Below are 12290 nucleotides of genomic sequence, written 5' to 3'. Positions count from 1 at the left end.
CATGACCTCGTCATCCCGCTACGTGTTAGCGGGATCTATGCTTTGAGATACCGCGAATGAATCGCGGTATAACGGTGTAGATGATGGTTAAGTAATTCGTCATCCCGCTGCTTGTTAGCGGGATCTAGAGATACCGCGAATGAATCGCGGTATGACGGTTCGCGGCAGGATGACGATAAGCTCGTCATCCCACTACTTGTTAGCGGCTAAGAGATACCGTGGCGGTATAGCTATAGGATGACAAAAAAAAGGGCACTGTGACGCACAATTATCAGTTAATGCGGCATTATAAAAAACGCCAAACTTTTTTCTGCTTTTATGCAAGAAGTCTAGTCCATATATTCCTCCCACTTCTCCGCGACTTTCCTTACTATTTCCTCACTCATCTCAATTTTCTTTCCCCACTCTCGTTTGGTTTCAGGCGGGATTTTATTTGTCGCATCAAATCCCATTTTACCTCCAAGTCCACTTTCAGGGGAAGCAAAGTCTAAATAATCAATAGGTACACTTTCTATCATGATTGTATCACGCACAGGGTCCATCCTCGTTGACATTGCCCACATTACTTCCTTCCAATCACGTACATTTATATCATTATCAACAACGATAATAAACTTCGTGTATAAAAACTGCTTTAGAAAAGAAAGTATGCCCATAACAATTCTTTTTGCCTGCCCTGGATAGGATTTTTTTATCGACACTATCGCTATTCTATATGAGCAACCTTCCGGTGGCAGATAAAAGTCCACTATCTCTGGAAATTGATTGATAAGAATGGGCACAAAAATTTCATTGAGTGCTTCACCAAGAATCGATGGTTCATCAGGTGGCTTGCCAGTGAAAGTGCTAAGATATATCGGATTTTTACGCATAGTAATTGCAGTAATATTAAATTCTGGAAATTGCTCAACAGAATTATAGTAGCCAGTGTGGTCTCCATATGGTCCCTCATCTTGATATCTATCCAAACTCACATAGCCTTCCAGAACGATTTCCGCGTGAGCTGGCACTTGAAGTGGAATAGTCTTACAATTTACAAGTTCAAGCGGCTTCTTTCGCAGCAGTCCAGCAAATTGGTATTCTGACAATGTTTCTGGCACTGGAGTTACCGCAGCAATAATCGTTGCAGGATCACTACCGATCACAGCAGCAGCAGGAAATTTCATATTTCTGCCTTCTTCCTTCCAACGCTTATGGTGAGTTGCGCCACCCCTGTGTGCAAGCCAACGCATTAGTGTTGTTTTTTTATCTATAACCTGCATACGATATATTCCAAGATTAAAATTATCTTGCTTTTCTTTCGTGGGTCCTTTCGTTACCACAATTGGCCAGGTGATAAGTGGTGCAGGTTCATTTGGCCAGCATGTTTGAATGGGCAGTAGACTTAGGTCCACTTCATCTCCGGTTAGCACTACCTCTTGACATGGAGCCTTGCTCACGACTTTACTTCGCATCGATAACACGACTTTCAACAAAGGAAACATTTTTATAGCATCCTTAAAGTTTTTTGGCGGCTCAGGTGATTGCAAAAATGCTAAAAGTTTACCAAGATCTCTTAGTTCATCAGGGTTTATGTTCAACCCCAATGCAATCCTCTTAATAGTACCAAATAAATTCACCAAAACTGGAATCGAATTTTTGCCATTTTCTGTGATAACATTTTCAAAAATGATCGCTGGCCCTTTGCTTGACAAAACTCTGCGATGAATTTCTGTCATTTCAAGAACTGTTGAAACTTCCTCCTTAATCCTAATCAGATCTTTTTTTTCTTCTAAGTCTTTGATGAAGTCACGTAAGTTGTTGTACATATTCCAGTTTTTAAAATTTTAAGTTTATATCTAGTTTTCAAGCACTTTATTGAAATTTGATCTATGCACTGTCTAGCGAGCTTTCAGTTAATTTGAGATCAAATCTTCATATTGCTTACTAAGTTTGTATTTCCTTCCTCTATTGGAAAAATCTACAATCTTGATAAACCCCATTTCCACCCACTTTTTACAAAGTTGCGCACTGGTACGAGGCTTAAAATTAAATAGTTCGCCAACCTGACTAGCTGTAATAGCGGAAAACTCCTGGAAGAGCTCAAGAGCCCTACGCTGTTTAGGATCAAGCTTACGTATAAGATCAGTCTGATCAGCGTGGTATTCTTCTTTATTTATACGTTGTAAAACGTTCTCAAATGAATTTGCCATACCTTCTACGAAATACTCCACCCACTTAGTAATATCTGCTTCAGCTCGTCCCATGTAATAGTTGTGCGATGGACCTATACTGATTGCTTCATAATACGCTCCTAGATTCTTAGCATAATATTCTTCCAATGAATAAAGTCCTTTTAGTTCATACCCACCAAGGTGTAAAATTAATGTAGTCAACAATCTTGCAGTACGACCATTACCGTCATAGTAAGGGTGAATTGTTACAAATTGATAATGCGCAATACCTGCAATAATTGGGCAAGGCACTTGCTCACTGTTACGAATCCAATCAATCATACTGCTCATGAGCTTTGGTACATCCTTTGCTTCAGGTGGCATATAAATTATTGCACGTGTAAGACTATCGCGGATAACATTTTGACCATCACGATAAGGTGTTGATTTTATTTTAGATTTTCCACTTGCCATTACTAGAGCATGCAGTGTTTGAATAGCTTTCTCAGTAATAGGCACTTCCCTTGCTGCCCATTGTTCAACTTGAGTTAAAGCTGCATAATATCCTTTAACCTCATTTTCATCTCTCCTATATTTTGGAAAGTGGCTTTTACCACTTAAAACCTCTTCAATCTGTTTAGGTTCAAGTCGATTTCCTTCAATCATAGTAGAATAGTGTGTGGTATAAAGCCGTGCAGTTTCACGAAGAGACAAAAGCATTGATACAGTGAGCGGCAAATGTAACACTTTTTCTTTTGCTGCTTCAATCCTTATAAGACAACTAGCAATTTTAGAAGTAATCGTATAATTCGGCATCGGCATAATATCTGCATTACATTACTTCTATATTATGCTGATAAAATGCAGATAATACAACATTTACACGACGCCGACCATAAACAGCAATAAATTCGGCTGATTGAGAAAGAAGTTTGTCTTGTAGAATAGCTATTTCTTTTTCTCTGCCAATTATTGGTTCACTCATATGTTTATTCCGCGGAAAATTATACACAGCGGAATAAAATTATCAACTTTGTTTTACCGCCGTATTTACAGCGTGGCGGTAAAAGATAGAGCATCTCATAATTGGCTATTCTGGAGGTAGTTTTGTCACTTGCATCACCAAGTCTTCTGATAAACTTTGTGGTAATGTGCTTGAGTTTTATTGTGTAAAGTTTGCATTTGAGGCAAAACTGGTTATAAAATACACTTGATACAAATGTTTTTATATATTAACATTAGATGCTTCTTTTAATATACAGATAAATGTGTACTAAAAGTTTTATGTTGTAGGTTTTTAAATAAATTGTATGTCTAGAATATCGTTTTTATTAATTTTAATAATAGCAATAGCAAGCTTGCCGATAATAAACAATTGGCTTTCAAATCGCAGCCAAATGCTAAGCGATGATTATATAGGTGAGAAATTAGATAATTATATAAGCAGAAATTTTGATAAGATCGTAAAAACTCTCAAAGAGGAGTCGATTAAAAGTAGTTATGCTGCTCGAGATAATGTAACCAAAAGTAAAATTTCACAATACAAGGATCAAATATTTGACCTTACTTATCCTTACTCCGGAAATGAAAATAGTAGTGTTATAGCTGTAGGCTTCCTTGACTATTCTTGTGGACATTGCAAAGCTATAAAGAATGATATAAAGCAGTTAATTAACGACGGCAAAATTAAGTATATCTTTAGGGATGCTCCAATACTTGGTAACGCTTCTTTAAAGGCAGCAAAAAGTGCTTTAGCTGTCTATTTTCTCGATAAAGAAAAATATTTCGATTTTCACCATGCTGCTTTAAGTCACAAAGGAGAATTTTCAGACGAAAGCATATTGGATATAGTGAAAAACATAGGGATTGATGAGGACGATTTTAATGATTCCATAAAAGATAACGCGGACAAAATTGAGCAAATGATAAACAACAGTAGGCTTCTAGTAAGAGATTTGGGAGTAGGTGGTACACCTTTTTTAATAATTGGAGATAGCCTGTTTGTAGGAGCAACTGATTTGAATGTATTACGCAAAAAAGTAGATGAATTAAGTCACAAGCAAGGCTAGTTACAGTTTGCCATAAAATTTTATTTTTTTGCTTGACAACTCAAATGAACCTGAGTATAGTAACTGTGGGTGTGACAGCAGTTTAACTCAGTGGTCTCACCCACTTTCCATAGCGTCATTTGCTATGTAAAACGCTTTCAAATTACAACATTTTCTTCAACTAAACTATTTTACTTTCACAGGAGGACATATGTCATTCACAGAAATTAGATTTCCAGAAAATATATCTTATGGTTCCACTGGAGGACCGGAATTTTCTACTGACGTTGTAACAACTCACAATGGTTGTGAACAGCGCAACATCAATTGGTCTCATGCACGCACTAGATACAACATAGCTTACGGGGTCAGATCAAACGAGCAGCTACTAGAACTAATAACATTTTTTCATGCACGAAAAGGTAAAGCAATAGGGTTTCGTTTTAAGGATTGGTCGGATTTTATAGCCATCAACCAAGAGATTGGTATAGGAGATAACAAAAAAACGACTTTTCAGCTAATCAAAACTTATGTAAGTGGGGAAGATAAGCATATACGTATGATCAAAAAGCCAGTACATGGGACAGTAAAGATTTATTTAAATGGTAAAGAAGAGAGTGAATATTCAGTAAATTATTCAACGGGAGAAATAACATTCATGAAACCGCCAGTAAAAGATGCGATAATCACTGCGAGCTTCGAATTTGATGTGCCCGTACGCTTTGATACAGATTACTTAAACGCTTCGATTGATGACTATGGAAGCAATAGCTGGAATAACATTCCACTAATAGAGGTGAAATTTTAGCTGTAAGCGAGCATAGATCTACATCATAGTAGGGCTACTAGTCTACCATAAATTGAAAAATTAAGCACCACTGAGGCTCTATACCTAAATGAGCCTCAGTATATGCAATTATTTTAAACTTTATCACCAGCTATATACTACAATGTTGCTGAGCTTTGCTAACATTTACACTTGAAGCTTGGGGAGATTCTAACTCAGTGCTTTTTTCTTCCTGCAAAATAGAAAGCTTCAACAATTCCTTTAGAGTTAATTTTTCAAGTGTTGTATCATCTTTGTTTAAGATGTAGTCTAGCATGTTGTTTTTCTGTAAGCGATTAACAAAATATCTATCTTCCTCATTAAGAACCTCTATCTTGTTAATACAAGATAATACTAAATCCGAATTCTTTGTTGCTAAAATTCCATTCAAAAAGATATCTAATTTTGTTTTGTCTTCAGTCAAGTCTCTAGCTAACCTATTTCTGATGTTATCATTATCAAGCACAGTGTACTCGAAGTACGAGCAAGGCTCAATAAGTATAAAGTCCTCTAAAGGTACTAGTTCTAAACAGTTGTCAGCATAAGCAAATATTCCACACTCAGTAATACGCCCTCTTCTTCTCACAACACAGCAATTGAGACGACCATGATACATTGATAACAAAGAAAAAAGACGTATTATACTTGTACCTCTATCTTTCATTTCCTCGAAAAGCTTCCTATCATTTATTAATTTGTGCAAAATGTAATCCATAGCAGGACCTGATTTGCAGAAATGAAACATATTATTCTCTTCAAAAATGGCCTCAGCTAATTCGATAGATTCTTTATCCTCATCTACAAAAGCTTTTTCATTTCTATTTAACTGTATGATCTCAGCTTTGCTATCTCTGCGTAGACCAGTTCTCCTTATTAACATCTCAAATATTTTTGTATTCATATATATCCTATATTAATTAAAGTAAATATTAATAATGTTTACTTTTTAAATAAAAATAAATGAAAATTTTAATAAAAATTAAATTTTTTTTAATAGAATAAAAATCTTTTATATTTGCTTGAGTACCAAAAGGGCTTTATTGGTGTAATGCGTTTTCTATTGCGCCTGGCTGCAGCGCGTGATGCAACCGGATTCAAGTGTCAGCTACTTTTATAGCACCACTTCTGCTTCAATAACTGTAAATACTAAGCGATCTGTCTTAAAATCTCCTCTTGTTGCTGAGCATGTACACTAGCATAACCACATGCAGGAGATGCAGCAGCAGGTCTTGCAATGCACTTAGGTCTTTTTGCTTGAATATCGAGATTGGACAACACTTCTTCTATCAATGGGTTGACAAAAAACCATCCTCCCATATTTTTTGGTTCTTCTTGACACCATATAATCTCAGCGTTTTTGTACTTTTCAAGTTCATTACTTAGTTTATCGGCAGGAAACGGATAGAATTGTTCTAAACGTATTACTGCTATATCGTTTATTTTTTGTGCTTCACATACTTCAATTATGTCGTAGTAAACTTTACCGCTGCATATTACAACTTTACGTATTTTATCATTTAGAACCAAATCTGTTCTACATTCTGGAATCACCGTGAGGAATTTTCCTTCAAAGTCAGATAGGTTAGATACTGCTCTTTTGTGGCGCAGTAGCGATTTAGGTGTAAACACTACCAAAGGCTTACGAAAGTCTCTATGCATTTGTCTGCGTAAGACATGGAAGTAATTCGCCGGAGTGGAACAATTAACTACCTGCATATTATCCTCTGCGCAGAGTTGCAAAAATCTCTCTATACGTGCGGAGCTATGCTCAGGTCCCTGTCCTTCATAACCATGAGGCAGCAATAAAACTAGACCGCTTGATCGCAACCACTTTGTTTCTGCAGATGCGATAAACTGGTCGATCATAATTTGCGCACCGTTTGCAAAATCACCAAATTGTCCTTCCCAGAGCACCAGTGAATACGGAGAATCAAGACTATATCCATATTCAAAGCCCATTACAGCATACTCAGATAGTGCGCTATCTATGACCTCAAAGTGAGCTTGCTTTTCATTTATATTGTTTAGCGGAATAAATGCTTCTTCTGTTACCTGATCAACAAGCCTTGAATGACGGTGCGAGAAAGTTCCACGACCAGAGTCTTGTCCTGATAAACGCACTCCTATTCTTTCTGTGAGCAGTGATGCAAACGCAAGACTTTCGGCAGTTGCCCAGTCTATATTACTACCAAAATTTATGCTGTCTATTCTGCCATCGAGTATTTTTCTAACCTTATTGTTAATGTTAAAGTTACTTGGGATATTGCTATTTATACGCACACCTAATTTTTTCAGCTCATCTGGCGGAACACCAGAATCCGTGTAGTATTCGCTCAAATCGTTCAGCTTTGCTCTTCTTAATTTTGACCACACTCCACCGAACCAGTCAGCTTTTTTTGGAGTGTAAGTCACTGATTCAGCAAGACTTTTATCTAATTTTGCCCTGAATTCACTGCGTAATTTATTTACTTCATCACCACTTAATACTTTCTCTGCAGTCAATTTTTCTTCATACAATGTTCCAGGAGTTTTATGCTTTGATATCGCCTTATACATAAGTGGCTGAGTGAAATTCGGTTCATCACCCTCATTATGGCCATATTTGCGGTAACATATTATGTCAATCACTACGTCCTTTTTAAATTTCTGCCTATATTCCATCGCCAAATTCGCAACAAAACTCACAGCTTCAGGGTTATCTCCATTAACGTGAAACACTGAAGCTTCTATTGATTTTGCTATGTCAGTGCAATAAAAAGAGGATCGCGCACAACACGGATTAGCAGTAAAACCAACTTGGTTATTAATGACAATGTGCACAATGCCATCCACTTTATAGCCTTCAATATTGCTTAAGGTTAAAGTTTCAGCAACCACTCCTTGACCGATGAAAGCCGCATCACCATGAATTGATATGCCAAGCACAGATCTTATATTCTGTTTTGCTCTTATTCTTCCAGCCAAAACCGGATTTACCGCTTCAAGGTGAGATGGATTAGGGCATAAACTTAAATGTATTTTCTTACCACCGGCAAGTGTTTGATCAGAAGAGTAACCAAGGTGATATTTAACATCACCGGACACCTCAAGACCACCTGGATATGCAAGATTGCCTTGAAATTCAGATAGCATTGCCGCATATTCTTTGCCCATAACTTTGGTTAGAATATTGAGTCGTCCGCGGTGAGCCATGCCAAGAACTATTTCTTCAATACTAAAAGCTGCAGAATCACTAATGATTCTCTCAATTGCAACGATAGCTGATTCCCCACCTTCGATAGAAAAACGTTTATATCCAGGAAATTTCATATGGAGAAATTGCTCGAACATCTCAGATTCAATTAAGTGCCTCAGTATTTCCTTTTTATCTTGTGAACTCAGCGTATAGGTTTGATTTTCGATCTTTTCCTGCAGCCACATCCTCTCCTCATAAGAGGAGATATGCATAAATTCAAAACCGATGTTCTTGCAGTAAATATCTCTATAGATTCCAGCGTCACTTGCCGGATATAGATTCGAATATTTCTGATAATCTACTTCCTTATTCACATTGGGTGATAACGGATTAAGATCCGCAAAAAAATGACCGTAAGATCTGAAAAAATTTGCTAAACTAGAAACTGAATCATCCACCTTAGTTACATGTTGTGCACCGCAGGTCTCCGCTTTATTAACTTCTAAATTGCTTGAAAAAATTCTATACCAATCCTCCCCGATTGATTTATCACCCTGCAAATAACGGCTATACATTTCTTCCACAAATTCTGCATTATCACCATAAAGGCAGCTTAAACTCGACATAATCACTATAAAAAGTATCAAATACTTATAAGTATAACTTAAGTTTTTTAAAAAAGAACTTTTTTAGTTTCTATACGTCATACCGCCGCGGTATCTCTTAACATAGATCCCGCTAACACGTAGCGGGATGACGATTGTCAGGGTGTCATTCCAGCGCGTGACGCTGGAATCCAGTTTTTATTTGCAGCCTACTTGACTCGAAGCTAAGTTTTCTGGATCCAAATAGTCAAGGCACTGGGATGACAAAAAAAGGAGCACTGGAATGACAAAGCTATAGGTTGCAAGCGAGACGTCATACCGCCGCGGCGCTAACAAGAGATCCCGCTAACACGTAGCGGGATGACGGTTGTCGTTTAGCTATAAACATTAAGAAATTTACTAAGCGAAAAAAAAGGCAAAAGAAGCCCCGTGGTTGGCTAATTACTTACATTATACTTTCAAGTATGGCGTTTTTTTATTCTAAACGCTTAATAACCGCGATTTAGCTGCTTTTTAATGCAACTAACCTTTAGTCATAAATGTTTAAGAAATTTACTAAACAGAAAAAAAGACAAAAGAAACCCTAGGGTAGCTAATTATTCACTATCCATTTTTTAAGTTGGCGTTTTTTTATGTTTTAAATGCTTTATAAGCGCATTTTAGCTTATATTAGGTAAAAACCTAGAATTTTATAAAGACATAAGGTGCACATAGTGCAAAAAATTAAACATGAGACGCCAGATTCGTGAGTTTTTTTGTCATTTAATCTGTACAGAGAAGATAAATAAATAGCTTCACTTTCATGATAAGGGGGCTGACGGAGTTTGTCAAGGAAGTTTTTTCGTTTCTATGAGCTACTTGGATGACGAGAAAGGAGCACTTACATATTTATGGCAACCTCATTACCTACGCTCAAAAAGTTTTTCAATATCACTGAGTTTCATTTCTATATAAGTTGGTCTTCCGTGGTTGCATTGCCCGGAATATGGGGTTTTTTCCATTTGTCTCAGCAGCTCATTCATTTCATCTAACCTCATTTTTCTACCCGCTCTAATTGATCCATGACAAGCGATAGTGGCCAATATTTTGTTCACTTTATCTTCTACTGGCAATGTATCTTCTATTTCCGTTAATCTATCGACTATATTAATTAGCATCTCTTTCACATCTATTGCTCCCAAAATTGCAGGGATTTCTTTTACTATCACTTTATTTTCTGATTTGATCTCAATATCAAAACCCATTTCAAATAACTTATCTTTATAAACTTCAATCATCTCCATTCCGGCTTGATTTTTGATTTCAACCGTTTCAGGAAGAAGTAGTTTTTGTCTTTTTATACTTGATTTTTGTTTTAAGCATTCATATACTAGTCTTTCATGGGCTGCATGCTGATCGACTATAATCAATTTGTCTCTTACCTCGGCAATAATGTAAGTATTATAGACCTGACAGCGTGCAAACCCGAGTGGGTGGCTCTCTATCAAATCAACTTGCTCTAACACCTTTTTTTCTAGAACCATAGCCTCCGCTTGTGCTGGGAATTTCTGTATGCCGGTATAATCAAACGATTTTGACTGTTCTGATAAGCCTTTTGCTTTTTCATTTGGAGAAGCAAATTCTTTTATTAGTTGATTTTCAAAAGGACTTGGCCTTCTTTCATTTTGAACATTAGGTTTATCAAAAGGATCTGGCAATGTTGAATCCATTTTCTGGTCATGCGCTAGAAAGGTGCCTATCCTTCTTGACAATGCTTTAATTAATCCTCTTGTCACTATCTCATATATGAGCTTCTTATTCTGAAACCTTACTTCTGACTTATTTGGATGCACATTTACATCTACTTGATCATAAGGTATCTCTAAATGTAACGCTGCGAAAGGATACCTATCGCTTGGAATAAAATCATGATATGCATACCTAACTGCGCCAATAAGTAAATTATCTTTAATTGGCCTTCCATTAACAAACGTATAGATCTGAGTGGACTTACCACGATTGACGGTCGGCTTACAGATGTGTCCCGTAAGTTTAATGTCGTCTTCTTCTTCATTGATCTCCAAAGAATTGCCCTGAAATTCTTCTTCTACTTCACACAATCTATGAAATAACGAAATCTGCTTAGCGTATTTTAAGAGCTTTTTATTACCTGAAGTGAGAGTAAACCCTATATGATAGTTAATCATTGCTAGGTTATTTACAATATCAACAATGCTTTGAGTTTCTGCTCTTTCGGTTTTTAGAAATTTTAGTCTATTTGGAGTGGCAAAAAATAAATCTCGTACTTCAATATGTGTCCCTTGCGATAAAGAGTAAGGAGTTTGCTCCCCTATTTTCTCTCCACCCTCATAACTTATAGACCATGCTTCACTTGCTTCTCTTGCCTTAGACGATAATTTTATCCTACTTACTGCTGCAATTGAAGGCAGAGCTTCTCCTCTAAAGCCAAGATGCTTGATTTCTATCAACTCACTATCGCTCAATTTTGAAGTAGCATGGCGCATAAACGCAAGTTCTAAATCGTTTTTTTCTACTCCGTTACCATCATCTGTCACAATAATAAGGTTACGCCCACCACTTTCTATTTTGATCTCTATTTCTAAACTTCCAGCATCTATTGCATTTTCCACTAACTCCTTTACCACACTTGCTGGCCTTTCTATCACCTCCCCCGCTGCTATACGGTTTATGGTTTTTGTGTCTAAAAGAATGATTGCCATAGATTTATTATGAAACTGGTTTTTCTTTTACTTCTTTGGTCTGTTTCTCTCTCCACTTTTTTAACCTACCTGCAATTTCACTGTTGGAAATTGACAATATAGATACGGCAGTAATGGCAGCATTATATGCTCCATTTTCTCCTATAGACATGGTTGCAACTGGAACACCCTTTGGCATTTGAACTATAGAGAGTAGACTGTCCAGCCCATTTAATTGTTTACTATGCACAGGAACGCCGATAACTGGTAAACAAGTTAGTGACGCAACCATACCAGGTAAATGAGCTGCACCTCCTGCACCAGCTATAATAACCTTAAAACCTTCTTCTTGTGCAGATTTAGCAAAATTGAAGAGCCTTTCTGGTGTTCTATGTGCAGATATTATGAATATATCATGTGAAACTTCTAATGCTTTTAACATATCAACAGTATGGACCATAGTGGTGTAATCTGACTCACTTCCCATAATAACAGCAACATCTTTTTTTATTTTTGTCATATTCAACACAATTTTACTTACTAACTAAATAATGTTCCAGCTAAAAAGCAACAAATATTTAAATTATATTATAAATATAATTTATAGAATTCTCGTTAAAATAGAAATTTTAAAAATTTAAATAAATATTTATATTAAGATATAGAGATATAAACTTCTTATGTAAGATAAATTTATAAAATAATTATTTTTGTATTTCAAGCTTTGTAATCTTAGCTTGTTCTTTCTATAAATGGTTTTTTCAGATAGACTGATGGTAAAATG

The 12290-nt window shown here is 36.5% G+C and carries 10 protein-coding genes; 2 read left to right on the top strand and 8 right to left on the bottom strand.

Translation table 11 applies throughout. The features are described from left to right. Nucleotides 1–329: 329 nt before the first annotated feature. From ACIPNH_RS05970 to ACIPNH_RS05960, 3 genes are all read right to left on the bottom strand, one after another. Nucleotides 330–1808, bottom strand: a complete 1479-nt coding sequence (locus tag ACIPNH_RS05970) for a UbiD family decarboxylase (protein ID WP_400772219.1) — start codon at nt 1806–1808, stop codon at nt 330–332. Nucleotides 1809–1895: 87 nt separating this feature from the next. After that, nucleotides 1896–2975: a Fic family protein gene (locus ACIPNH_RS05965; RefSeq protein WP_400772218.1), complete on the bottom strand. Its 1080-nt coding sequence runs from the start codon at nt 2973–2975 to the stop codon at nt 1896–1898. 10 nt (nt 2976–2985) lie between these two features. Then, complete coding sequence (locus ACIPNH_RS05960) at nt 2986–3138, bottom strand: hypothetical protein (RefSeq protein ID WP_007548541.1); 153 nt, start codon at nt 3136–3138, stop codon at nt 2986–2988. A 325-nt stretch (nt 3139–3463) separates the two neighbouring features. Between ACIPNH_RS05960 and ACIPNH_RS05955 the strand changes: the two genes are divergently transcribed. Beyond that, the gene (locus ACIPNH_RS05955) at nt 3464–4222 is read left to right on the top strand and encodes a DsbA family protein (protein WP_174515720.1); all 759 of its coding nucleotides are present in this window, start codon (nt 3464–3466) and stop codon (nt 4220–4222) included. A gap of 190 nt (nt 4223–4412) precedes the next feature. Next, a complete protein-coding gene (locus ACIPNH_RS05950) occupies nt 4413–5009 on the top strand; it encodes a TIGR02217 family protein (protein ID WP_151807673.1) in 597 nt (198 codons plus the stop codon). A 130-nt stretch (nt 5010–5139) separates the two neighbouring features. On the opposite strand, the gene ACIPNH_RS05945 is transcribed toward ACIPNH_RS05950, so the two are convergent. The 5 genes from ACIPNH_RS05945 to purE form a co-directional block, all read right to left on the bottom strand. Continuing rightward, nucleotides 5140–5928 (bottom strand): hypothetical protein, encoded by a 789-nt coding sequence (locus ACIPNH_RS05945; RefSeq protein ID WP_400772215.1) that lies wholly within the window; start codon nt 5926–5928, stop codon nt 5140–5142. Between the two features lie 245 nt (nt 5929–6173). Further along, the gene (locus ACIPNH_RS05940; RefSeq protein ID WP_400772213.1) at nt 6174–8828 is read right to left on the bottom strand and encodes a 2-oxoglutarate dehydrogenase E1 component; all 2655 of its coding nucleotides are present in this window, start codon (nt 8826–8828) and stop codon (nt 6174–6176) included. Between the two features lie 177 nt (nt 8829–9005). Beyond that, on the bottom strand, nt 9006–9143 hold the full coding sequence (locus ACIPNH_RS05935; RefSeq protein WP_156517979.1) for a hypothetical protein: 138 nt from the start codon (nt 9141–9143) through the stop codon (nt 9006–9008). Nucleotides 9144–9709: 566 nt separating this feature from the next. Then, complete coding sequence (mutL, locus tag ACIPNH_RS05930) at nt 9710–11527, bottom strand: DNA mismatch repair endonuclease MutL (RefSeq protein ID WP_400772211.1); 1818 nt, start codon at nt 11525–11527, stop codon at nt 9710–9712. Between the two features lie 7 nt (nt 11528–11534). After that, nucleotides 11535–12026, bottom strand: a complete 492-nt coding sequence (gene purE, locus ACIPNH_RS05925) for a 5-(carboxyamino)imidazole ribonucleotide mutase (RefSeq protein WP_006280351.1) — start codon at nt 12024–12026, stop codon at nt 11535–11537. Nucleotides 12027–12290: the final 264 nt, after the last annotated feature.

The sequence above is a fragment of the Wolbachia endosymbiont of Drosophila barbarae genome, from assembly GCF_044752445.1.
GTDB lineage: Bacteria > Pseudomonadota > Alphaproteobacteria > Rickettsiales > Anaplasmataceae > Wolbachia > Wolbachia pipientis.
This window is presented reverse-complemented; position numbering and strand designations above follow the sequence as displayed.

What these genes read in the sequence shown, in the direction of transcription:
- ACIPNH_RS05970 (WP_400772219.1), bottom strand. Translation starts at nt 1,808, where the DNA reads ATGTACAACAACTTACGTGACTTCATCAAAGACTTAGAAGAAAAAAAA.
- ACIPNH_RS05965 (WP_400772218.1), bottom strand. Translation starts at nt 2,975, where the DNA reads ATGCCGATGCCGAATTATACGATTACTTCTAAAATTGCTAGTTGTCTT.
- ACIPNH_RS05960 (WP_007548541.1), bottom strand. Translation starts at nt 3,138, where the DNA reads ATGAGTGAACCAATAATTGGCAGAGAAAAAGAAATAGCTATTCTACAA.
- ACIPNH_RS05955 (WP_174515720.1), top strand. Translation starts at nt 3,464, where the DNA reads ATGTCTAGAATATCGTTTTTATTAATTTTAATAATAGCAATAGCAAGC.
- ACIPNH_RS05950 (WP_151807673.1), top strand. Translation starts at nt 4,413, where the DNA reads ATGTCATTCACAGAAATTAGATTTCCAGAAAATATATCTTATGGTTCC.
- ACIPNH_RS05945 (WP_400772215.1), bottom strand. Translation starts at nt 5,928, where the DNA reads ATGAATACAAAAATATTTGAGATGTTAATAAGGAGAACTGGTCTACGC.
- ACIPNH_RS05940 (WP_400772213.1), bottom strand. Translation starts at nt 8,828, where the DNA reads ATGTCGAGTTTAAGCTGCCTTTATGGTGATAATGCAGAATTTGTGGAA.
- mutL (WP_400772211.1), bottom strand. Translation starts at nt 11,527, where the DNA reads ATGGCAATCATTCTTTTAGACACAAAAACCATAAACCGTATAGCAGCG.
- purE (WP_006280351.1), bottom strand. Translation starts at nt 12,026, where the DNA reads ATGACAAAAATAAAAAAAGATGTTGCTGTTATTATGGGAAGTGAGTCA.